This window comes from Streptomyces sp. Ncost-T10-10d, assembly GCF_900091955.1.
Lineage (GTDB): Bacteria > Actinomycetota > Actinomycetes > Streptomycetales > Streptomycetaceae > Streptomyces.
The window spans coordinates 1-21944 of record NZ_FMDF01000209.1 but is presented as its reverse complement, the minus strand read 5'-3'; the positions used below and the strand labels follow the sequence as shown (position 1 = coordinate 21944).

The window sequence follows — 21944 nt, the reverse complement described above, 5'->3', positions numbered from 1 at the left end:
GGAAGAGGAGAGGGGCCGCAGTCCATGCGTACGGAAACCCCCTGGGGCCCGTGGGATCCGGCCCCGCTCGAAGAGGCCGCCCGCCTCTTCGCCCCGTTGCGTGTCCCCTGGTGGATCGCGGGCGGATACGCGGTCGAACTCGCCGTGGGCCACACCTTCCGGGACCACGGCGACATCGACGTACTCCTGCTCCGCCGCGACCAGCTCACCGCTCAGCAGATCCTGGCGGGCTGGGAGTGGTGGGCCGCCGATCCTCCCGGCGCCCTGCGCCCCTGGCTCCCCGGCGAGGTCCTGCCGCGTCACGTCCATGACATCTGGTGCCGCCCCGGGCCCGCCGAGCCCTGGCGCATCCAGCTCATGCTCGACGACGTGGAGGGCACCGACTGGCTGTTCCGCCGCGATCCCCGCATCCGGCTCCCGCTCGACCGGCTCGGCCGGGTCTCGAAGGACGGCGTCCCGTACCTCTGTCCCGAGGTACAGCTCCTGTACAAGGCCAAGTCCCCGCGGCCCAAGGACGAACAGGACTTCGCGACGGCACTGCCGACCCTCACCGCGGACCAGCGTGCCTGGCTGACCGAGACGATCACATTGGCCCAGGGCGCCGACCACCCGTGGGCGGCACGTCTGCGTGCCCACCCGGCCGACTGACCACCCCTCACCTCACGTACGCGCCCGCCCGTGCCGCCGCGGCCGCGGCTGAGGCGGCACGATCCGCCGCCGCCTCGTCGAGCGGGTCGCCGCTGGCCAGCAGCCGGTAGTAGAGGGGGGCCGATACGGCGCGGATCACCTCGTCCGCGTCCGTGCCCGCGGGCAGTTCCCCGCGCTCGACGGCCTCGGTGACGCAGCCGGACCACTCCTTGATGCGGATCGCGTAGAAGCGGTGCAGGGCCTCGGCCGTGCGCGGGTCGCAGGTCGCCGCGGCGATCACGGACTTGAAGAGGGCGCCCTGCCGTGGGTCGGTGAGGGTGGTGACCACCAGCCGCGCATTGGCCCGGAGGTCTTCGGCCAGAGAACCCGTGTCCGTACGGGGTGAGGACTGCTCGGCCATGTCGTCGAGCAGGTCGGCGATCAGGCCGGTGGGGGTGGACCAGCGCCGGTAGACGGTCGTCTTGCCGACTTCCGCGCGGCGCGCGACATCGGCGAGGTCCAGGCGGTCGAAACCGTGCTCGGCCAGGGCGTCGCCCGCGGCCCGCAGGACCGATTCACGGACCCGGGCGGTACGGCCACCGGGCCGGACGGTCCCGGGCTCCACACCCTCAGACGTCATAACGGGTCTCCAGTTCCATTAGTAATGCTTCCTCTGCTACGGTGACTCTCACATTAACGGAACAGTAGTCCCATTAACACCTCTCTCTGAGGAAGGACAGCCATGTCCGCACCCAGCCGGGCCCAGTCTCCCGACATCATGGATGGCGCTCCCGTCGCGCCGTCCCCGAAAATCCGCATGACCGGACGGCAGAAGCTGGTCCTCGCTCTTCTCCTCGGCGCCCAGTTCATGATCGCCGTGGACTTCTCGATCCTGAACGTCGCACTGCCGGTTGTCGGCGAGGGCCTCGGCTTCTCCCTCTCCCGCCTGCAGTGGATCGCCACCGCGTTCGCGCTCGCCGCCGCCGGCTTCACCCTGCTGTTCGGCCGCGTCGCCGATCTCGTGGGCCGTAAACGGCTGTTCCTGGGCGGCATGGTCGTACTCGGTCTCTCCTCCGCTCTGGGCGGTCTCGCCACCTCGCCCGAAGTTCTGCTCACCGCCCGGGTGTTGCAGGGTCTCGCCACGGCGGCGGTCACCCCGGCCGGACTCGCGCTGCTGACCACGGCCTTCAAGGAAGGCCCGCTGCGGGAACGCGCGCTGGGTCTCAACGGCGCACTGATGTCCGCCGGATTCACCGCCGGAGCCATCCTCGGCGGCCTGCTCACCGATCTGCTCTCCTGGCGCTGGGCCTTCTTCGTCAACGTGCCCGTGGCCGCCCTGGTGGCCTCCCTCGCCCCGGCCGTCATCACCGACTCGCGCCCCGCACGACGGCCCCGGCTCGATGTCCCCGGAGCCGTGACCGTCACCGGCGGACTGCTGCTGCTCGTCTACGGACTGACCCAGGCCGGTGAGTCCGGCTGGACCACGCCCACCACCCTGGTCGCACTCCTCGCAGGTCTCGCGCTCCTCCTCGGCTTCTGGTCCGTCGAGAAGAGGGCCACGGCGCCCCTGGTCCCCGTACGCGTCCTGAAGCGGCGCAGCGTCATCTGGGGCAATACCGCCGGCCTGATCGCCTTCGTCACCGAGACCTCACTGGTCTTCCTGCTCACTCTCTATCTGCAGGAAGTCCTCGGCTACTCACCGCTCGCCACCGGTCTCGCCTTCGGCGTCCTGGGCATCGGCACCGTGATCGGCGGTGCGTTCGGCGGCCGTGCGGTCGGCCGGTACGGCAGCCGCACGACCATCGCCACCGGCGGCGCCATCCAGGCCGTCGCCACGCTCTCCCTGGTGGCGCTCGGGACATCGGGGGCCTGGATCTGGCTTCTGCTCGTGGCCACCTTCATCGGCGGCATGGGCAACATGCTGATGATCGTCGGCTTCATGGTCACCGCGACGTCCGGTCTTCCCGACGAGGAACAGGGCCTGGCCACCGGCCTCGCCACCATGACCCAGCAGGTCGGCATCACCATGGGCATCCCGGTGATGAGCGCCGTCGCCACCGCCCGGATGTCCACCCTCGGTGACACCGGACCCGAGGGTGTCCTGTCGGGAGTCTCGGTCGCGATCCTGGTCGACTCGGCACTGGTCCTGGCCGGCGCCCTGCTCGCCGGCGCCTTCCTCGGTCCGCGTCGAGCAGGTGGTGGCACGCGTCGGTGAGCAACGGCCCGCCCGCCGATGATGCGGAGATGCCGGACGGATCGATCCCGGCCGGCATCCCCGCCCTGTCAGCCCCCGTCGTGCACGTTCTGCAGCGCGGCGATGTCCAGCTTCTTCATGGTCATCATCGCCGCGGTGGTCCGCGCGGCCTTCTCGGCGTCCTGGTCGCTGATCAGATCGATGAGCACCTCGGGGACGACCTGCCAGGAGACGCCGTATCTGTCCTTCAGCCAGCCGCAGGGCCCCTCTTCGCCCCCGTCGGTGAGACATCTCCAGTAGTAGTCCACCTCGTTCTGGTCCGAGCAGCGGATCTGGAACGAGATGGACTCGTTGAAGGTGAACTGCGGCCCGCCGTTCAGCCCTACGAACTTCTGGCCGTTGATCTCGAACTCGACCGCCATCGCCGATCCGGCGGGCCCGGGCCCTGCTTCGGTGTAGCGGCCGATCCTGCCGAGACGCGAGTTCTTGAAGACCGAGAGGTAGTACTCCGCCGCCTCCTCGGCCTGCCCGTCGAACCACAGACATGTGGTGAAGCCCTCGGTGGTCATTGCTGTCTCCTGTCGTGTGCGCATGTCCGTTGTGTGCGCATGTCCACCCATACCGACTGATCCCGTACCGGAAACTCATCGGGGGCATCCGTGATGCCCCGGCCGGTGGCGGACAGCCGTGGCTCAGCGGGCGTCCGGGCCGGGCCGGGATCATTCCCGTCCGCCGCGTATGAAGAAGGGGATCGGAGCCGTCCGGCTCCACATGGTTCCGGCGGTGACGGACAGCATCGCAGCCGGGAAGCGGACCGGAGTGACGGCCCCGGGCCGGACAAACGGCTGGCTCCTGCCGGGTGTTGACCTTACGCTCCCCGGAACGGGACTGCGCAGTCCCGCAGGTTGCGGAGCCGTGGCAGAGCGGCCCATTGCGATCGGCGTGCGGGAGGTCCCCCTCATGCCGACTGAGGGGGTTCGGGCGGATCTGCCCGCCCCGTCCGCGGGTTCGAATCCCGCCGGCCCCGCAGTCGAACGGCTGACGGCATCTCCCGTACGTCTCCGGACGTTCCGGGAACGCGGAAGGGCCCGACCGGTCGAAGCGGTCGGGCCCTTCTGATTGTCCGTCCGGCCTGCGGCGGAGCCGCGGTCGCCAGGGCGGGGCGATCAAGCCTTCTTGGTCTCCTAGTAACGGGCCGGGCCGGTGACCTGCGGGGATCTTCCCTGTGGGGCGCTGACCTGGCCTTTTGGTGATGGCTGGCGATGGGGTACGACGGTCCCTATCGGGTGTCCTGCGGACTGTGTGCGGACTGCCGGCGCGGTTGCGGATCAGGGCGAACCAGCAGCGCTGCCTCATTGGGCCAGCAGAGGAGACATCTCCCGCTCGACCAGAGCTTTGAGCAGGTTGAGCGCCGCGCCGCGTGCTGGCGCGAGGGGACTCGGGACCCTGTTGGGGCGTATGACACCGCTCTCGACGATGCCGCGGAGAACGGTGGCTACCTCGGCGTCGTCGGTTTCGGCCAGGGCAGCTGCAAGACGTAGAGCATCCGCTCGGGGCCCCGTGGCCCAGCGCTCGGCCAAGTGCCGGATGCGTGTACCCGAGGCGCGGTGCTGGGTTGCTGCCGCGAGGGCGGCGAGGGTGAACTGTACGGCTTCGTCCTCACTGTCCCAGCGGACCAGAAGGTACGGTGCCACGGCTTCGACCGCATGACGGGCGGCAAGTTCGTCCGCTGTCTCCTCCAGTGGAAGGCCCAGGGCCACTCTGCGGTCGGCCCCGGAGGCAGCCACACGCTGCCCGATGGTGGCCGCTTCGAACAGGAACGTGGTGAAGAGGGCTCGATGCGCGGGACGGATGTCCTCGTGACATGCGAGACCGGCCAGCAAGGGAATCTCGTCGGCGGTGTGCGGGTAGCAGGTGCCCTGATGCATGACCGAGTCGGCCAATTCGAAGACGACTTCGCGGTCGTCTGAGAAGCCGTCGGCCTCGATGGTGAGCCACCAGGAAGTTCCGTCGGGCAGAGTGCCCTGCTGAGCTTCCTGATCGCGGGCGACCTGTCGCGCACACTCCAGCACGGGTGGGAATGGACGTTCGACGATGGTGCACTGAAGCGGCGTGGCCGGGGCGGGTTCCTCCGTCGGCGGAGGGAAGCTTGAGATCACGTCGCGCCGAATGTGATGGGCGTGCTTCTGGTCGAGTTCATGGACCAGCCCCCGGTGGTCGAATCCAGGCAGCATGGTCTCTCGATTAGCCAGAGATCCGCCGTTCCAGAAACCGCCGTGTGCTCTGCCGATGGCGTCGACCGCCACCTTCTCGCAGTCGTGCTGGTGAAACTCCGAGGCCGGGTCGGGAGCTTCTTCGTCCACGACGCTGTCGATGCTCCACCAACCCTCCAGCTCAGGTCGGGAGAATTCGGGCTTGCCGAACAGTCGGTTCCCGGGGTCCAGATGCGGAAGATATACCAGACGCACGGTCACCCACCGGTGTCCGCGTTGAGCCAGTGCCGAGGCCACCGAGCGAGCCTCCGCTTCACTCGGAGCGGCGACAGAGTAGTGGACCACCATCTCGGAAGTCGGCCAGGAGGTTTGCTCGTCGACGCCATGAAGTGGCGCAAGTTCGTTCGGCATGCGGCGAAGCATAGGCAGCAGGTCGGACAACGGACCGCCCAGCACCATGCGCTGGTGGCTCGTCGCAGGAAGGGGACAGACTAGAAGGGAGGTTGCCAGCCGCCCCACTGAGTCTTGTGACCGGGCGGAGGCCACGATCCCGTTTCACCTTGATGGGGCCACAGGCGACCCACCCATTCACACTCCGGGATCGCGCCTTCCCAGTCGTCTGTGCAACGGTCTGCCCAGGTCCGACCCACCATGACCGGTCGGGTCACCACGCCTCTGGCGGCCTCCTGCGCCCGCAACACCAGGCCGAGCTCGTTAACTCCGGGGTTCCCCCGCGGACCGTAGGACACATCGAGCACCTCACACCTGTGCGCGTGCAAGAGGAACCGTTCCAGATCAGCTGGGACGCAGGCGGTCAGCTCCCGTCCCCAGAGCCTCACCTGGGGCCCGTGGACCGCGTCGACCGCGACGCAGAACAGCCGGCCGTCGATGAAGTAGGCGTACACGGCAGACCGTTCGGCTGGGTGCACTCCGAGTTCCACCCCACCAGCCTCCACATCGGGGAGCGCGGCTGGATCGGGGAGCGCGGCTGGCGGCTGCTGGACTTCGCCCGCGCGTTCACCGGCCCCGGCCTGCTCGACCTCGCCAGCTGGCACGGCACCATCGAGCCCCCGCACCCCGTGCGCCTGCGCGTCTTCCTGGAGCAGTACGTCACCGCCGGCGGCACCCCCGACGCCCTCGCCCCGCGCGGCGGGCTCACCGCCGAGAACTACCGGCGGTGGAAGACCGAGTGGAACGGGGCTCGCAAGGCGCTCCAGGCGGCCGAGAACGGGGCCGCCGAGCGGGAAGACCGTAAGGCCGTCGAGCTGCCGCACATGGTCACCCACGACCTGCGGCACTTCTACGCCTCCGCGCTCATCGCAGGCGGCGCGAGCGTCAAGCAGGTGCAGCTCGTCCTCGGGCACGCGTCCGCCGTCATCACGCTGCGGATCTACGCGCATCTGTGGCCCGGGGAAGAAGACCGCACCCGGGCCGTCATGGACGCCGTGCTCGGCAGCCTGCGGACCGGGTGCGGACAGCTAAGCCGCACGACCCGCGAAAGTGCAGGTCAAGCGGCCTAGAAGGAGATCAGGCCTTCTTGGTCTCCCAGAAGATCTTGTCGATCTGGGCGATGTAGTCCAGCGCCTTCTGGCCCGTCGCCGGGTCCGTGGAGGCCTTCGCGGCCGACAGCGCCTTCAGGGCGTCGTTGACCAGCTGGTGCAGCTCCGGGTACTTCTCGAAGTGCGGGGGCTTGAAGTAGTCGCTCCACAGCACCGAGACGTGGTGCTTGGCGAGCTCGGCGCGCTGCTCCTTGATGACCACCGCGCGGGCCCGGAAGTGCGGGTCCTCGTTGGCCTGGTACTTCTCCTGGACGGCCTTGACGGACTCCGCCTCGATGCGGGCCTGGGCCGGGTCGTACACGCCGCAGGGCAGGTCGCAGTGGGCGCTGACCTTCACCTTGGGGGCAAACAGGCGGGAAAGCATTGAGCTGTCCTTCCTCGTGATCGTCTTCTCAGGTGGGACATTACTCCGTGAGAGGCGGGATTCAGTGGGTGCCCCCAGGGGCTTAGGCCAAAAGTCCAGGGTGAGGATGGGACCAGTGGCCGAATGTACGGAACGCTGTACGGGACGGTGTACTGGACGGACCGGGGAGGTGCCGGAGAGATGCGGGAGGTGCCGGAGTTGCCTGAGCTGACGCAGGAGCAGCCCGGGCGAGGGCTGGCTGCGCGCGTGCCGTTCCAGGTGGTGGAGGTGACGGGGCCGTCGATGGTGCCCACGCTCCACGACGGGGACTGGCTGCTCGTGCAGTACGGGGCGGCGGTACGCCCCGGAGACGTGGTGATTCTGCGCCATCCGTTCCAGCAGGATCTGCTGATCGTCAAGCGGGCCACCGAGCGCCGTCGGGGCGGCTGGTGGGTGCTGGCCGACAACACCTTCGCGGGCGGTGACAGCACGGATTACGGGACGGTGCCCGAGGAGCTCGTGCTGGCCAGGGTCCGGGCGCGCTACCGGCCGCTGAAGAAGGATCAGCGGTCGCTGTGGGGTGTGGTGACCTGGGCGGTCTCCGCGCTGCGGCCGGTGTCGGCGGCCCGTTCCGTCTCCAGGCGCTTGCGGGCCCGGTAGGCGGCCACGTTGGCGCGGGTCGCGCAGCGGTCCGAGCAGTAGCGGCGGGAGCGGTTGGTCGAGGTGTCGAGGTAGGCGTTGCGGCACGGCGCCGCCTCGCACAGGCCGAGCCGGTCCACACCGTACGAGGTGAGATGGAAGGCGAGGCCCATCGCCGCGATGGCGGCGTACCCGGCCGTCGCGTTCGACGGGTGGTCGGCCAGGTGCATGTGCCAGTCCGGCTTGCCGTCCTCGTCGCGGAGATCGTGTCCGGAGATCTGCGGGCTGACCGGGAACTCCAGCAGCAGTGAGTTGAGCAGGTCGACGGCGAGTGTCTCGTCACCGCCGTCGGCCGCCTCGAAGACCGCGCGCAGCCGTGCCCGTACGGACCGGAAACGGGTCACATCCGCGTCGGTCGCCCGCCGGGCCGCCTGTCGGTTGGCGCCGAACAGCTCGCGGACCGCCTCGACGGAGGTGAGGGAGTCCTTGTTGCGGTCCGGCTCCTCGGTGTTGACCAGACGCACGGCATAGTCCGAGTAATAGGCCAATTCCACTTGTAGTCCTTACGGCGTCGGTCTAAAGTCGATGCAGCGAACGATGTAATGGGCTTTTCTCGTTCCAGGGTATTACATGGGAGGTTCCTCGTGGTGGAGACAACGACAGGTACTGACTGGGCGGCCTGGCAGGCGAGCTGGGACCGGCAGCAGGAGTGGTACATGCCCGACCGCGAGGAACGGTTCCGGGTGATGCTGGACATGGTCGAGGCCATTGTCGGGCCTCGACCGAGAGTGCTCGACCTCGCATGCGGTACGGGAAGTATTACGGACCGGCTGCTCAAGCGGTTCCCCGAGGCCACCAGCACGGGCGTCGACCTCGACCCGGCGCTCCTGGCCATCGCCCGCGGCCACTTCGACGGCGACGAGCGCGTCAGCTTCGTCACCGCCGACCTCAAGGACCCGGACTGGGCAGGGAAGTTGCCGCACGAGTCGTACGACGCCGTCCTCACCGCCACCGCCCTGCACTGGCTGCACTCCGAACCGCTGACCGCGCTCTACCGGCGGATCGGCGGGCTCGTCAGGGAGGGTGGGCTGTTCATGAACGCCGACCACATGATCGACACCGAGACCCCCCGTATCAACGCGGCCGAACGCGCCCATCGCCACGCAACCATGGACCGCGCCAAGGCCCAGGGCGCTCTCGACTGGGCGGACTGGTGGGCCCTCGCCGCCAAGGACCCGGTCCTCGCCGGGCCGACCGCGGAGCGGTACAAGATCTACGGCGAGCACGCGGACGGCGACATGCCGTCCGTGCGGTGGCACGCCGACACCCTGCGCGAGGCGGGGTTCGGCGAGGCGCGGGCCGTCTGGGCGTCGCCGTCGGACACCCTGGTGCTGGCGGTGAAGTAGCGGCGGTATGCCCAGGAACGGGCGGTACGGGCAGTGGCCCGTACTGCCTCTTCCGTTTTTCTGTCCCCTGCTGCAACCCGCTGTGCGTCCCACCGCACTGGAAGGGTGAGACGGTCCGCACCCGCGGGCCCGGAGAGGGGCGCCGATGCGGATCGATGATGATGCCGCGCTGCACGCCTTCGTCGAGGGCAGACGTACCGCGCTGTTCCGCAGCGCGTACCTGCTGTGCGGCGACCGGCACGAGGCCGAGGACCTGGTCCAGGCGACGCTGGTCAAAGTGGTGCTCGGCGGACGGCGGTACGGGCGGCTCGACAACATCGAGGCGTACGCACGCAAGACCCTGGTCAACACCTACATCGCGGCCCGCCGCCGGTTCTGGCGGCGCGAACAGTCGTACGGCGAACTGCCCGACCGCGCGGGCCATGCGCTCGACACGGACACCGGCCTCGCGGTGCGGGCGGCCCTCGCCCGGCTCACGGCCAAGCAGCGAGCCGTACTGGTGCTGCGCTACTGGGAGGACCTGAGCGTCGAGGCCGCGGCCGAGCTGCTCGGGATGCGGGAGAACACGGTCAAGAGCCACGCGGCTCGGGGGTTGGCGGCGCTGCGCGCCGAGATGGCAGAGGAGTTCGTATGAACGACGTGCATGAGCTGTTGGGGCGGGTTGCCGCGGACGCGGGACAGCCGGTCATCTCCACCCAGGCGGTGTACGCCCGAGCCGCCCGGGTGCGACTGCGGCGCCGGGTCACCGTATCGGCGGCCGCACTCGCCGTGGTCGCCGCCGGAGTCGTCGCGGTACCGGGCCTCGCCTCGGCGACGAAGCCGAAGGAGTCGTCGGTGGCGGCCCCGGCCGAGCTCGCGGGGAACACCGGCAGGGCCGAGCAGCTGGTCAAGCTGCTGCCCAAGGACGTGGGGAGCGTCGAACAGGTCTCGCTGGCCGTCATCGTCAAGAACGCCACCCCCGAGCAGGCCAAGGAACACCCGGTGGGGCCGCTGGACGGGCAGTACGCCGTCCGCAGGGACGGCGGCGTCGGCTATCTCACCGTCAGCATGATGGCCGCGGAGTCCGTCGCGAAGAAGTTCGGCGGACTCGATCCGGCCGAGGATCTGTGCAAGGCGAACCGTGGGGAGCATCGTCCGGCGGACTGTGTACGCGAGGAGCTCCCGGACGGGCGGGTGCTGACCATCTGGAGCGACCCGATGAAGTACGGGGGCACACCCCTGTGGGGGCCCGAGCTCGTCGGCCGGCTCACCCTGAAGGACGGCGGGCTGCTGGCCGTCCGCGACAGCACCGGTCTCAAGAGCAAGCAGGCGCAGGGCCCGCTCCTCAAGACCCCGCCGCTCACCCGCGCCCAGCTGCGGACCCTGATGCTCAGCCCGGAACTGATGCCGAAGAAGTAGAGAACAGAAAGCAGAGGGCAGGGGCAGGGGCACGGAGAGGAGGGCGGTGCGGACCCGGATCGGTCCGTACCGCCCTCCTTCTGCGCTGTTAGAGCACCTTCGACAGGAACGACTTCGTCCGGTCGTGCTGCGGGTCGGTCAGTACGTCGCGCGGGTGGCCAGACTCGACCACCACGCCGTCGTCCATGAAGACCAGCGCATCGCCGACCTCACGGGCGAAGCCCATCTCATGGGTCACGACGATCATCGTCATGCCGTCCTCCGCGAGACCGCGCATGACGTCCAGGACATCGCCCACCAGCTCCGGGTCGAGCGCCGACGTCGGTTCGTCGAAGAGCATCAGCTTCGGCTCCATGGCCAGGGCGCGGGCGATGGCCACCCGCTGCTGCTGGCCGCCGGAGAGCTGGGAGGGGTAGTTCTTGGCCTTGTCGGCCAGGCCCACCCGGTCCAGCAGCCGCTCTGCCCGGGCCCTGGCCACTGCCTTCGCCTCGCCCTTGACCTGGACCGGGGCCTCCATGACGTTCTCGATCGCCGTCATATGAGGGAAGAGGTTGAAGCGCTGGAAGACCATGCCGATGTCCCGGCGCTTCAGAGCGACTTCGCTGTCCTTGAGTTCGTAGAGCTTGTCGCCCTTCTGGCGGTAGCCCACCAGCTCGCCGTCGACGTACAGCCGGCCGGCGTTGATCTGCTCCAGGTGGTTGATGCACCGCAGGAAGGTCGACTTGCCGGAACCGGACGGGCCGATCAGACAGAAGACCTCGCGCGGGGCGACCTCCAGGTCGATGCCCTTGAGAATGTGCGCGGCGCCGAAGGACTTGTGGACGCCCTCGGCCTTCACCATGGCGGTCATGCCATGCCTCCCTTCGGGCGGCCCAGGGACAGCAGGTTGGCCCTGACCTTCTGCAGCGGGGTGGGCGGCAGGCTGCGGCTCGACCCGCGTGCGTAGTACCGCTCCAGGTAGAACTGGCCGATGCTCAGCACCGAGGTCATGATCAAGTACCAGGCCGCGGCCAGGAAGTACATCTCGACCGGAGCTCCGGACGACTGTCCGATGTCCTGGGCGTACTTGAACAGTTCGTAGAACTGCACGGCCGCCACCAGCGACGTCGTCTTGAGCATGTTGATGACTTCATTGCCCGTCGGCGGCACGATCACCCGCATCGCCTGCGGGATCACGACGCGCCGCAGGGTCTTGCCGTGGCTCATGCCCAGCGCGTGCGACGCCTCCGTCTGGCCCTCGTCGACCGAGAGCAGCCCCGCACGGCAGATCTCCGCCATGTAGGCGGCCTCGTTGAGCCCCAGGCCGAGCAGCGCCGTCAGCAACGGCGTCATGAAGCTCGACCAGTAGTCCTTGTAGATCGGTCCGAGGTTGATGTACTCGAAGACCAGACCCAGGTTGAACCAGACGAACAGCTGGACCAGGACCGGGGTGCCGCGGAAGAACCAGATGTAGAACCAGGCGATCGACGAGGTCACCGGGTTCCTCGACAGCCGCATGACGGCCAGCAGGACGCCGCCGACGATGCCGATCACCATCGACAGGGCGGTCAGCAGCAGGGTCTGGCCGACGCCCTTGATGATGCGGTCGTCGAAGAAGTAGTCGGGGACCGCACCCCAGTTGATCCTGCCCTGGCTGAAGGCGTAGATGATCGCGACGAGTGCGGCGATGGCGATGACGGCCGAGACGTACCGGCCGTAGTGCCGGACCGGAATGGCCTTGATCGCCTCCGGTCCGGCCGCCGGGGTGAGGGATATGGGCGGCCGGTCGGCCGGGCCCGTCTTCTTGATGTCAGTCACAGGAAGAGCCTTTCCGCGCCGGAGCCGTTTCAGGATCCGCCGTTCAGCTTGGCCTCGGTGACCGCGCCGGCCTCGACGCCCCACTTGGAGATGATCTTCCCGTACTCGCCGCTCTTGATGATCGCGTCCAGGGCCGCCTGAACGGCCTTGGCCAGCTGGTCGTTGCCCTTGGCGACGGCGATGCCGTACGGGGCGGCCTCGACCTGCTCGCCGACCAGCTCGAAGTCCTTGCCGCCGCCCGAGGTCTTCACCGCGTACGCGGCCACCGGGAAGTCGGAGGAGCCGGCGTCGGCGCCGCCGCTGCGCAGCCGGGTCTGGGCCTCCAGGTCGTTGTCGAACGTCTCCATGGCGATCTTCTTGCCGCCCGTACACTTCTTCGACTCGGACTTGGCGAGGTCGTGCGAGACCGTGCCGCGCTGGACGGCGATCTTCTTGCCGCAGAGGTCCGCCCAGGTCTTGATGCCCTGGTCGTCGCCCTTCCTGGTGTAGATCGAGACACCGGCGGTGAAGTAGTCGACGAAGTCGACTCCCTCGCCGACCTTCTTCTTGGTGTCGGAGTCGATGCCCTCCTGGCGGTCCTTGGTGTCGGTCATCGCCGACATCGCCAGGTCGTAGCGCTTGGAGCGCAGGCCGGTGATCAGCGTGTCGAACGTGCCGTTCTCGAACTGGAACGTCACGCCGAGCTCCTTGCCGAGCGCGGCACCGAGGTCGGGGTCGATGCCGACCGTCTCGCCCGACTTGTCCTTGAACTCGACCGGCGGGTACGCGATGTCCGAGCCGACCTTGATGACGCCCTTGGCCTTGATCTCCGGCGGCAGGAGATCGGCGGCCGCGGAGCCCTTCGTCGAGCTGGAGTTGTTGTTCCCGCTCTTGGTCTGGTCGCCACAGGCGGTCAGCAGCATGGTGCCGGCGACCGCGATGGCGCCGACCGCTGCAATCCGGGACTTCGCGGCCGTACGACGTGTGGTGCTTGCGGTCATGATCGGGTTCCTCCGGCAGGTGAGGGTGGTGCAGGCGGTATGACACGCGATGTCGGATGTCGCCGCCCTGTGCGATTACGGCATCTTGCCATTCGAATTTGCCCAAACAGGGGGCCAGTCATGTCAAAATCGGGTAACGGGCGATCCCCGAACCTCAAGGGGCCGGTACATCAAGGCCGGACCATCTGTGGGGTTTTCTTCTTGATACCGGAGGATTTTCGGCGCGTCTCGACCGGTGAACGTCATTTCGCCAATTGGCTGACTTGTCCAGATATTCGACTATGAGTCACATCACCGCGTCGGTATGGACTCGTCGGTGACGTGGTCCGTCCGGTAAGAAAGACCTTTACACCCCTCATCCGGGGCTCAGGGCGCGTGTGCGGCGCGCCCGCGCGTATGTATGTCCCCCTGCCGGGGCGGGCCAACCGCCGGGCGCAGGGAACGTATGCGGTGCCCGCCCACCCCTCCTCAATCAGGAGTGGCCACCCTCAAACGTTGAAGACTTAAGGGGTCAACACCATGGCAGCGGAGATCGTCAATCCTCGCAGCGACAGCACCACCGACAACGCCACCGAAGAGCCGTTCGATCCGGCCTTCGCGCTTCACCGCGGCGGCAAGATGGCCGTGCAGGCCACCGTTCCCGTCCGCGACAAGGACGACCTGTCCCTCGCCTACACGCCCGGCGTCGCCAAGGTGTGCAGCGCCATCGCCGAGAATCCCGAGCTGGTCCACGACTACACCTGGAAATCGCAGGTCGTCGCCGTCGTGACGGACGGCACCGCGGTCCTCGGCCTCGGCGACATCGGTCCCGAGGCGTCCCTCCCCGTGATGGAGGGCAAGGCGATTCTGTTCAAGCAGTTCGGCGGCGTCGACGCGGTCCCGATCGCGCTCGCGACCACCGACGCGGACGAGATCGTCGAGACGGTCGTCCGGCTCGCGCCGTCCTTCGGCGGCGTGAACCTGGAGGACATCTCGGCGCCGCGCTGCTTCGAGATCGAGCGCAAGCTGCAGGAGCGGCTCGACATCCCGGTCTTCCACGACGACCAGCACGGCACCGCCGTCGTGACGCTCGCGGCCCTGCGCAACGCCGCGAAGCTGTCCGGCCGGAGCCTCGGCGAGCTGCGCGGCGTCATCTCCGGCGCCGGTGCGGCCGGGGTGGCCATCGCCAAGTTCCTGCTGGAGGCGGGGCTCGGCGATGTCGCCGTGGCCGACCGCAAGGGCATTGTCAGCCGGGACCGCGAGGACCTGACGGACGTCAAGCGCGAGCTGGCCGAGCTCACGAACCGGGCCGGGATCTCCGGCCCGGTGGAGAGCGCGCTGGCCGGCGCGGACGTCTTCATCGGGGTTTCCGGCGGTACGGTGCCCGAGGCGGCCGTCGCCTCGATGGCACCGGGCGCGTTCGTCTTCGCCATGGCGAATCCGAACCCCGAGGTCCACCCCGACATCGCGCACAAGTACGCGGCCGTCGTGGCGACCGGGCGTTCCGACTACCCGAACCAGATCAACAATGTGCTGGCCTTCCCCGGCATCTTCGCCGGTGCCCTCCAGGTCCGGGCCTCCCGGATCACCGAGGGTATGAAGATCGCTGCGGCGAATGCGCTGGCGGATGTCGTGGGCGACGAGCTCGCGGCGGACTACGTGATTCCGTCGCCGTTCGACGAGCGGGTGGCTCCTGCGGTCACGGCCGCTGTGGCCGCGGCGGCGCGGGCGGAGGGCGTGGCTCGGCGCTGAGGGCCGGGGCGGGGAACGGGGTACGGGTTCCCGGGTGCGGGGTGCGCCTGCGGCGGGCTCGTCCCCACCCCGCCCCTTTCCGTGACCGGGGGCTCCGCACTCGGACCCCCGCTCCTTGATCGCCGGAGGGGCTGATTCTGCCCCGCCCCCCCGCGCGGTGCGCGTCACACCCGTGGCTGGTTACGCCGACGCGCGCCCCGGCCTATCGTCAAGGCCATGTTCGCCGCCTACGCATCCCGCATCGACCGCGACCACCCCCTCAACGGCCTTGAGCTGGGCGAACGCCCCGCCCCCGTGGCGCGTCCGGGCTGGACGACCGTCAGCGTCCGGGCCGCTTCCCTCAACCATCACGATCTCTGGTCCCTGCGCGGCGTCGGCCTCGCCGAGGACAAGCTGCCGATGATTCTCGGCTGCGACGCCGCAGGGATCGACGAGGACGGCAACGAGGTCGTCCTGCACTCCGTCATCGGGCAGACCGGGCACGGCGTCGGCCCGGAAGAACCCCGCTCCATTCTCACCGAGCGCTATCAGGGCACCTTCGCCGAGCAGGTCACCGTCCCCAGCTGGAATGTGCTGCCCAAGCCGAAGGAGCTCACCTTCGAACAGGCCGCCTGTCTGCCGACCGCCTGGCTCACCGCATACCGGATGCTCTTCACCAACGCCGGGGTGCGTCCCGGCGATTCGGTCCTCGTCCAGGGCGCGGGCGGCGGCGTCGCCACCGCCGCGATCGTGCTCGGCCGGGCGGCCGGGCTGCGGATCTACGCCACCAGCCGCGACGAGGCCAAGCGCAAGCGCGCCGTCGAACTCGGTGCGATCGAGGCGTACGAGCCGGGCGCGCGGCTGCCGCAGCGCGTCGACGCGGTCATCGAAACGGTCGGCGCCGCCACCTGGTCCCACTCGGTGAAGTCGCTGCGCCCCGGCGGCACGCTCGTCATCTCCGGCGCGACCAGCGGCGACCGGCCCTCGCACGCCGAGCTGACCCGGATCTTCTTCCTGGAGCTGAAGATCGTCGGCTCGACCATGGGCTCCAAGGACGAGCTGGAGGATCTGCTGGCGTTCTGCGCGACGACCGGCGTGCGGCCGGTCATCGACGAGGTGCTGCCGCTGGACCGGGCCCGCGAGGGATTCGAACGGCTGGCCGCGGGCGACCAGTTCGGAAAGATTGTGCTCACCTGCTCTTGAGGTGTTCGGGGTGAGCTGTTCTCATCTGCGCCATGCGAATGCGAATGCGAATGCGGACGCGGATGGGCAGCGTACTCACCTCGATCGTCACTTCGTCCGTGCTCGCGGCGGGGGTCCTCGCCCCCGCCGCCGACGCACAGCCCGCACCACCGGACCGGACCGGCATCCCCCGCCTCACCGACGACGAGGGCCGAACCCTCACCCTGCGCGGATGGAACGTCGAGGACAAGGCGCACCGCGGTGACCAGGCGCTGACAGCCATCACCGAGAAGCACTTCCGCGATCTGCGCGCCAAGGGCTTCGACTTCGCCCGACTGCTCATCTTCTGGGACGATCTGGAACCGCGCCGGGGCCACTACAGCGCCGCGTACCTGCGCCGGATCGACCGGGTCCTGGACTGGGCACGCACGTACGACATCCAGGTGCTGCTCGACGCCCACCAGGACGTCTTCGGCCCCGCGTTCGGCCACCGCGGCATCCCGGCCTGGGCGACCCGTACCGATGGTCTGCCCTTCACCCCGCACCCCGACGACTGGTTCGCCGAGTACTTCGAGCCCGCCGTGCAGCGTGCCTTCACCCATCTCTACGAGGACCCCGATCTCCAGCGTGCCCAGGCGCGCATGTGGAAGGTCGTCGCCGACCGTTACGAGCACCACCCCGCCGTCCTCGGCTACGACCTCATCAATGAGCCGATGGGGGAGATCGAGGAAGGGGAGGACCTGGCGACGGCTGCCCGCCGCATCGAGGACCAGCAGCTCACCCCGATGTACAACAGGCTGGCGCGCGCGGTGCGTTCGGTGGACCGGGCCAACTGGCTGTTCGTCGAACCCACTCCCGTCGTCGGTGAGGGCGTCCCCACCGGGCTGGGTGCGATCAGGGACCACCGCACTGTCTACGCGCCGCACTTCTACAACACCGCGATGGAGGCGGGCGGCGACTACGACCCGTCGGCGGGCTGGATCGAGTCGTACGAGGCCGCCGTCACCGTGTACCCGGAGCAGCGGCACATCCCGGTCGTCGTCGGCGAATGGGGCCCGCTGAACAACACGCTCCCGCGGATGGGCCGCTTCTACCGGGACGCAATGGCCTCCCTGAGCCGCTACACCTCCGGCTGGGCGGGCTATGTGTGGTGCTACGGCGGCGGCTACTGCGCACTGGACAAGGAAGGCGCCTTCGCGGCCAACAAGGAACGGACCGCCACGCCGTACGCGCCCGCCGTCGCCGGAATCGTCCGTACCGACACGTACGACGACAGCGCCGGCGTCTACCGGCTCTCCTACACGGCCGACGGCAGGGGCGCCACGGAGGTCTCCCTGCCACCGACGGCCGGGGAGTGGCGGGTCGCGGTGGCAGGTCACGCCACGGTCCGAAGGCGCGGGGGAGAGGTGCTTGTCCGGGCCCGCAAGGGGGCTCGCGTCACGGTCACGGTGACCTGGGCGGCGCATGGCTGAGCCGGTCTCCACAGCATTCTTGTCAACCACGGTTGACGAGGATGCTGTGTCAACGTAAGTTGACATCATGACCGAAGCAACGGATCTCGCCGCACGAGCCGGTGACCACGACCCCCGGGTGGGGCTGCGGGCGGTCGCCGCACTGCGACGGCTGCTGGAGCAACTCGAAGCCGTGCAAGTCAGAAGCGCCCGTGTGAAGGGCTGGTCGTGGCAGGAGATCGCGGCCGAGCTGGGCGTCAGCCGACAGGCCGTGCACAAGAAGTACGGGAGGCATTGATGTTCGAACGATTCACCAAGAGTGCCCGGGCGACCGTGACCGGCGCTGTGACCCATGCCGAACGGACCGACGTCGAAGCGGTCACCGAGGAACATCTGCTGCTCGCCCTGCTGGACCGGCGGGCCGGCCGGGCCTCCTTCGCCATCACCTCGCTGGGCCTGGCCGACCGTCGCGCGGCGGTCGAGGCCGATCTGGTCACCGCGCGCCGCCGCGGCGGGCTGACCCGGGTCGATACGGACGCACTCGCCGGTATCGGCATCGATGTCGCCGAGATCGTCGCCCGTGTCGAGGAGGCCCACGGGGAGGGTGCGCTGGACAGGACCCGGCGGCGGGGGGCGGGGCGTCGCCCGTTCACCCGCGGGTCGAAGGACGTCCTGACGAGGACGCTGCGGATCGCGGTGGGGCGCGGAGACCGTTTCATCGGCGACGAGCACCTCCTGCTGGCGCTCACCGCCTGCCCCGGCGTGGTCGCCGACGTACTCGCCGCACATGGCGCGACGTACGAGACGGTGAACCGTGCGTTGTACGGGGGCGGGGACGGAGGCGCGGGTGATCCGAGCCCGTCGTCCGTGGTCTGAGGGCCGGGGCTCCGTCCCCGGCCCGCGTCAGCTCCCCGCGCCGTCCTTCCGGAGCAGTGCCCCGATGTGGGCCGCCGCCGTCGACAGATGGCGGCGCGCTTCCGTCAGTTGCTCCTCCGTGACACCCCGGTCCCGGGCCGCGTCGCGGATGTCGTCGCGGAAGCGGTCGAGCAGGCGGTCCAGATCGCGGGCCGGGTCGCCGGTCCCTGCGGTGTCCTTGCCCCACTCCGGGTCGGCGTCGGCGGGCTCCGGCTTCGTGTACGGGGGCCAGCTGCCCGTCCTCGCGAAGCTGCCCAGCTGACCGGTGATCTCGGCCAGCCCCTCCCGTACGCCCGAGGGCCAGTCGCCCCGCGCGAAGTGTTCCTGGACCTGGCGGGCGGCGTTCTGCATCTGCTCGCGTGCCCTGTCCTGGGCCTCCTTGGCCTGGCGGCGGGCCTGCTGGGCGTCCTCGCGGGCACGGCGGGACTCGTCCTTCGCCCGGCGGGCCTGCTCCTTCCACTCGTGCTTGGCCTTGCGCAGCTCCTCCTTCGCGGCGCGCCATGCCTCCTTGTCGCCGAAGTCGCCGAGGTCACCGAAGACGGACTCCCGGTCGCCCTTGCGGCCGGTGGGGCCGCCGGAGGTGTGCCTGGTCTCGTGCGCCGCGGCCCGCATCTCGCTGCGCAGCTTGCCGGCGGCGCCGCGGACATCGTCCCGGATCTCGGCGGCGAGTTCGGAGACGGATTCCCTGATCTCCATTTCCAGATCGGCGAGTTCGGCCGTGCGGCCGGCCAGTTCGGCGCGGCCCGCGTCAGTGATCGAGTAGACCTTGCGGCCGCCCTCGGTGGCATGGGTGACGAGACCCTCGGCCTCCAGCTTGGCGAGGCGCGGATAGACCGTGCCCGCCGAGGGCGCGTACAGCCCCTGGAAGCGCTCTTCCAGGAGCCGGATCACCTCGTAGCCATGGCGAGGGGCCTCGTCGAGCAGCTTCAGCAGATAGAGGCGGAGGCGGCCGTGGGCGAATACGGGGGGCATGTCAGAGCACCTTTCCGGTCGGCTCGGCATCGTACGGATCGTCCTCGGCCGGTGGGCGGCGCAGCAGGGCGATCGATCCCGAGACGGTCGTCGCCCTCAGCTTCCCGGTCCCGGCGCCGAGCGTGCCGGTGATCTTCTTCGCCCCCCACTGGCCGCTGACCCGCAGATCCTCGAAGCCGTTGGAGACGGCGCCGCTCGCGGTGTTCGCCTCGACCGTCGCGTCCGCCGGGTGCGGCAGCCGGATGGCGACCTCGCCGGAGACCGTGGCCAGCCGGATGTCCGTGGGCTTCCCGGTCGGGTCCAGGTCCAGCACCATGTTGCCGCTGACCGAGTCCGCCCGTACCGAGGCCCCGGCGCCCTCGACGACCGTCAGATCGCCCGAGACCGTCTGGAAGCGCAGATCGCCGGTGACCGACTGGGCCTCCACACCGCCGGATACCGTCTCGGCCCGGACCGGACCTGCGAGCCCGACGAGTGTGGTGTCGCCGCTGACGCCCCGTACGTCCGTACGCCCGCGGATTCCGGATACGACAGCTCCGGCACCGACCACACCCACCTCCACCGCCGACCCGGCCGGCACGGCGAGCGAGACGACCGCGCTGCGGTGCCAGCCCTTGAGGTCGAACCACTTGAGGAAGTCGTTCCACGGCAGGCCCTCGTACGCGACCGTGAGGGCGCCGTCCTCCAGGGTCACGATCAGCGGCGGGCCCTCGATCGCGGAGACCTCCAGCCGGGCGGTCGGCTCCTCGGTGCCGACGACATTGACGGCGCCCCCGACGATGCGCACATTGAGCGACGTCACGGGGTCGTCGAAGGTCAGCTTCTGGGGCTCGGCGATGGCCCATGTCGACACAGGCATGGATCTGACCTCCCGGGGAACGCGGAGCGACGCAACATATCGCGTCTCTTGCAGAACACGATATATCGCGGATCGGGGAAGTCAAGGGAAGCCGAGGGGTGCCGCTGCGCCGTTGGTCCATCAAAGGGTGCTAAATATGGGCAAATTGCCCTACGTGTGGGGCATGAACGCAACATCCCCCGAGGGGGCGCTGCTGCTGTGTCGTGCCGAACCCGAGGACGTACGGCCGGTGGCCCCTCTGCCGTGCGAGCAGACGCTGCTCGCACCCGCGGGAGACAGGTGGTCCGTCCTCGTACCCGCGGGAAAGCCCTGGCTGAACGATGGCGGGGGGCACGGGGGCACGGGGGCGGAGCCGGTCGACCGGGTCATGGCCGGCCGGGCCACGGCGCTCGCGGTCGGCCCGTCCTCGCCCCATGGTGGGACGGCGGCCGGGCCGGCCATGCGCTCGCGTCCGGATTCCGGCGCCCGGTCGGATACGTCCGGCTCGCGGACGGCACGCCGGTCGGTGAGGACGAGGCCATGCGTACGTCCGCCGAGCGGCTGGGCCTCGACCCGGTACCGGATGTCCAGGCGCTCGAAGGACTGACCCGGACGCCGATGCCCGCATCCGGCTGTGCGGACTGCTCGCCGTCCTCGGCCGCATCGGCCTGGCCCTCCCGCCCGGCCTGGACCCGGACACGCCCGGCGACCGCCTGTACGCGGCGGCCGACGACCGGCCCGAAGCGCAACCGATCGACTGGACCGGCCGGCGCGAGGCGGTGAAGGTCGAACCCGACACGGTCGAGAGCAGCGGCCTCGGCCCCTGGACGCGCGGCCCGGAGCCCGCGTACCGGGCGGCGCCCAGGTGGCGGCCGGGCTGCCGCTCGCCCTCCGGGGGATGAGCCGCCGCGGTGGCGGCCGGGTCCTGGCGGGGGTGTTGCTGATGGCGCACGGAGCGCTCGGACTCGCCTACGACCGGTTCGGGGCCGACGGGGCCGATGGCGTCGGGCCGGCCTGACTACTCGTCCTCGTCCTCGTCGTCGAGACGGGCCAGCCAGGTGGCGAGGCGCTCGACCGGCACCTCGAAATCGGGATTGAGATCGACGAACGTACGCAGCTGCTCGGCGAGCCACTCGAAAGTGATCTCTTCCTCGCCTCGCCGCTTCTCCAGTTCCTCGATACCGCGGTCGGTGAAGTACATGCGGCAAGCCTAATGCCTGGTGACAGCCCCGCGAAGGCCGGGAGTACGTCCTCGGGCGCGGTCCGCGGCAGCCGCGCGAGTCCGTCGAGAACCGGCCCGCCGAGCCCCGGCGTCATGCTCCATGTCTCTCGCATCGGCGGCGTACTGCCGTTAGCCTGCGGGTAGTTGGGGGAACGGGGGTTTTCATGGGTGACGGCGGGGCTCGTATCACGCGTATCGAGATGCCGGACGGCACACCGGTCTGGGCGCGGATCTCCGGGGCGGAGGAGCTGACGAAGCCCGCCGGGGCCGGCGTTCACGGACATCGGCTACGGGGACTTCGCCGAGCAGGTGCAGGCCCGGGTCGAGAGCCTCCAGGCCGTCGTGACCAGCGTCGCGCGTTCGCTCGCCGAGCCGTTGCGGGCGGTGCGGCCCGACGAGGTCAGCGTCGAATTCGGCATCGAGCTCACCGCGAAGGCGGGCAAGGTCGTCGGCCTGCTCGCGGACGGCGAGGCCAAGGGCGGCATCAAGGTCACGCTG

The 21944-nt window shown here is 69.5% G+C and carries 22 protein-coding genes and 3 pseudogenes; 14 read left to right on the top strand and 11 right to left on the bottom strand.

What is annotated here, in order from left to right:
- Nucleotides 1–24 precede the first annotated feature (24 nt).
- Nucleotides 25–648: a nucleotidyltransferase domain-containing protein gene (locus GA0115254_RS36510; RefSeq protein ID WP_093899562.1), complete on the top strand. Its 624-nt coding sequence runs from the start codon at nt 25–27 to the stop codon at nt 646–648.
- A gap of 7 nt (nt 649–655) precedes the next feature.
- On the opposite strand, the gene GA0115254_RS36505 is transcribed toward GA0115254_RS36510, so the two are convergent.
- Complete coding sequence (locus GA0115254_RS36505) at nt 656–1267, bottom strand: TetR/AcrR family transcriptional regulator (protein ID WP_093899561.1); 612 nt, start codon at nt 1265–1267, stop codon at nt 656–658.
- 102 nt (nt 1268–1369) lie between these two features.
- On the opposite strand from GA0115254_RS36505, the gene GA0115254_RS36500 reads away from it, so the two are divergent.
- On the top strand, nt 1370–2842 hold the full coding sequence (locus tag GA0115254_RS36500; RefSeq protein WP_093899560.1) for an MFS transporter: 1473 nt from the start codon (nt 1370–1372) through the stop codon (nt 2840–2842).
- A 68-nt stretch (nt 2843–2910) separates the two neighbouring features.
- Here GA0115254_RS36500 and GA0115254_RS36495 read toward each other — a convergent pair whose 3' ends face one another.
- Together GA0115254_RS36495 and GA0115254_RS36490 are read right to left on the bottom strand one after the other, a co-directional pair.
- Nucleotides 2911–3390 (bottom strand): VOC family protein, encoded by a 480-nt coding sequence (locus tag GA0115254_RS36495; protein ID WP_093899559.1) that lies wholly within the window; start codon nt 3388–3390, stop codon nt 2911–2913.
- A 783-nt stretch (nt 3391–4173) separates the two neighbouring features.
- A complete protein-coding gene (locus GA0115254_RS36490) occupies nt 4174–5493 on the bottom strand; it encodes a hypothetical protein (protein ID WP_093899558.1) in 1320 nt (439 codons plus the stop codon).
- Nucleotides 5494–5885: 392 nt separating this feature from the next.
- On the opposite strand from GA0115254_RS36490, the pseudogene GA0115254_RS46925 reads away from it, so the two are divergent.
- Nucleotides 5886–6554: pseudogene (locus GA0115254_RS46925) on the top strand (tyrosine-type recombinase/integrase); the annotation flags it as partial.
- Between the two features lie 7 nt (nt 6555–6561).
- Here GA0115254_RS46925 and sodN read toward each other — a convergent pair.
- Nucleotides 6562–6957: a superoxide dismutase, Ni gene (gene sodN / locus GA0115254_RS36480; protein WP_093899557.1), complete on the bottom strand. Its 396-nt coding sequence runs from the start codon at nt 6955–6957 to the stop codon at nt 6562–6564.
- Nucleotides 6958–7137: 180 nt separating this feature from the next.
- On the opposite strand from sodN, the gene sodX reads away from it, so the two are divergent.
- Complete coding sequence (sodX, locus tag GA0115254_RS36475; RefSeq protein WP_176740437.1) at nt 7138–7596, top strand: nickel-type superoxide dismutase maturation protease; 459 nt, start codon at nt 7138–7140, stop codon at nt 7594–7596.
- Here the strand turns inward: sodX and GA0115254_RS36470 are convergent.
- Entirely contained in the window at nt 7500–8129 is a 630-nt protein-coding gene (locus tag GA0115254_RS36470) for a CGNR zinc finger domain-containing protein (protein WP_093899555.1), read from the bottom strand. The genes sodX and GA0115254_RS36470 overlap by 97 nt on opposite strands.
- 48 nt (nt 8130–8177) lie before the next feature.
- Between GA0115254_RS36470 and GA0115254_RS36465 the strand changes: the two genes are divergently transcribed.
- From GA0115254_RS36465 to GA0115254_RS36455, 3 genes are all read left to right on the top strand, one after another.
- The gene (locus GA0115254_RS36465; protein ID WP_176740434.1) at nt 8178–8981 is read left to right on the top strand and encodes a class I SAM-dependent methyltransferase; all 804 of its coding nucleotides are present in this window, start codon (nt 8178–8180) and stop codon (nt 8979–8981) included.
- 145 nt (nt 8982–9126) lie between these two features.
- Nucleotides 9127–9615, top strand: coding sequence for a sigma-70 family RNA polymerase sigma factor (locus tag GA0115254_RS36460; RefSeq protein ID WP_093899553.1), 489 nt, complete (start codon nt 9127–9129; stop codon nt 9613–9615).
- Nucleotides 9612–10379 carry a hypothetical protein gene (locus GA0115254_RS36455; RefSeq protein ID WP_093899552.1) on the top strand — a complete coding sequence of 256 codons (768 nt, stop codon included), beginning with the start codon at nt 9612–9614 and terminating at the stop codon, nt 10377–10379. The genes GA0115254_RS36460 and GA0115254_RS36455 overlap by 4 nt, the downstream gene beginning before the upstream one ends.
- An 88-nt stretch (nt 10380–10467) precedes the next feature.
- On the opposite strand, the gene GA0115254_RS36450 is transcribed toward GA0115254_RS36455, so the two are convergent.
- From GA0115254_RS36450 to GA0115254_RS36440, 3 genes are read right to left on the bottom strand one after another with little or no spacing between them, the layout of a single operon-like run.
- Nucleotides 10468–11229: an amino acid ABC transporter ATP-binding protein gene (locus GA0115254_RS36450; protein ID WP_093899551.1), complete on the bottom strand. Its 762-nt coding sequence runs from the start codon at nt 11227–11229 to the stop codon at nt 10468–10470.
- On the bottom strand, nt 11226–12176 hold the full coding sequence (locus tag GA0115254_RS36445) for an amino acid ABC transporter permease (RefSeq protein ID WP_093899550.1): 951 nt from the start codon (nt 12174–12176) through the stop codon (nt 11226–11228). The genes GA0115254_RS36450 and GA0115254_RS36445 overlap by 4 nt, the downstream gene beginning before the upstream one ends.
- Nucleotides 12177–12205: 29 nt before the next feature.
- Nucleotides 12206–13156: an ABC transporter substrate-binding protein gene (locus GA0115254_RS36440; RefSeq protein ID WP_093899549.1), complete on the bottom strand. Its 951-nt coding sequence runs from the start codon at nt 13154–13156 to the stop codon at nt 12206–12208.
- A gap of 519 nt (nt 13157–13675) precedes the next feature.
- On the opposite strand from GA0115254_RS36440, the gene GA0115254_RS36435 reads away from it, so the two are divergent.
- The 5 genes from GA0115254_RS36435 to GA0115254_RS36415 all read left to right on the top strand — a co-directional run bounded on the left by GA0115254_RS36435 (nt 13676) and on the right by GA0115254_RS36415 (nt 18375).
- The gene (locus GA0115254_RS36435; protein ID WP_093899548.1) at nt 13676–14887 is read left to right on the top strand and encodes an NAD(P)-dependent malic enzyme; all 1212 of its coding nucleotides are present in this window, start codon (nt 13676–13678) and stop codon (nt 14885–14887) included.
- 216 nt (nt 14888–15103) lie between these two features.
- Nucleotides 15104–16069 (top strand): zinc-binding dehydrogenase, encoded by a 966-nt coding sequence (locus GA0115254_RS36430; protein WP_093899547.1) that lies wholly within the window; start codon nt 15104–15106, stop codon nt 16067–16069.
- Nucleotides 16070–16131: 62 nt separating this feature from the next.
- On the top strand, nt 16132–17520 hold the full coding sequence (locus GA0115254_RS36425; protein WP_093899546.1) for a cellulase family glycosylhydrolase: 1389 nt from the start codon (nt 16132–16134) through the stop codon (nt 17518–17520).
- Between the two features lie 67 nt (nt 17521–17587).
- Complete coding sequence (locus tag GA0115254_RS36420) at nt 17588–17797, top strand: sigma factor-like helix-turn-helix DNA-binding protein (protein WP_093899545.1); 210 nt, start codon at nt 17588–17590, stop codon at nt 17795–17797.
- Complete coding sequence (locus GA0115254_RS36415; RefSeq protein ID WP_093899544.1) at nt 17797–18375, top strand: Clp protease N-terminal domain-containing protein; 579 nt, start codon at nt 17797–17799, stop codon at nt 18373–18375. Before GA0115254_RS36420 ends, GA0115254_RS36415 begins: the two co-directional genes overlap by 1 nt.
- Before the next feature lie 27 nt (nt 18376–18402).
- Here the strand turns inward: GA0115254_RS36415 and GA0115254_RS36410 are convergent, their stop codons facing one another.
- Together GA0115254_RS36410 and GA0115254_RS36405 are read right to left on the bottom strand one after the other, a co-directional pair.
- Nucleotides 18403–19386 carry a PadR family transcriptional regulator gene (locus tag GA0115254_RS36410; protein WP_093899543.1) on the bottom strand — a complete coding sequence of 328 codons (984 nt, stop codon included), beginning with the start codon at nt 19384–19386 and terminating at the stop codon, nt 18403–18405.
- A 1-nt stretch (nt 19387) separates the two neighbouring features.
- Nucleotides 19388–20245, bottom strand: coding sequence for a DUF4097 family beta strand repeat-containing protein (locus GA0115254_RS36405; RefSeq protein WP_093899542.1), 858 nt, complete (start codon nt 20243–20245; stop codon nt 19388–19390).
- A 163-nt stretch (nt 20246–20408) separates the two neighbouring features.
- Here GA0115254_RS36405 and GA0115254_RS36400 point away from each other — a divergent pair.
- Nucleotides 20409–21242: pseudogene (locus GA0115254_RS36400) on the top strand (hypothetical protein).
- On the opposite strand, the gene GA0115254_RS36395 reads toward GA0115254_RS36400, so the two are convergent.
- Nucleotides 21243–21425, bottom strand: coding sequence for a DUF6104 family protein (locus GA0115254_RS36395; RefSeq protein WP_014176503.1), 183 nt, complete (start codon nt 21423–21425; stop codon nt 21243–21245). It lies immediately after the preceding pseudogene.
- Nucleotides 21426–21610: 185 nt separating this feature from the next.
- Here GA0115254_RS36395 and GA0115254_RS46920 point away from each other — a divergent pair.
- Nucleotides 21611–21944, top strand: a pseudogene (locus tag GA0115254_RS46920) (CU044_2847 family protein); the annotation flags it as partial.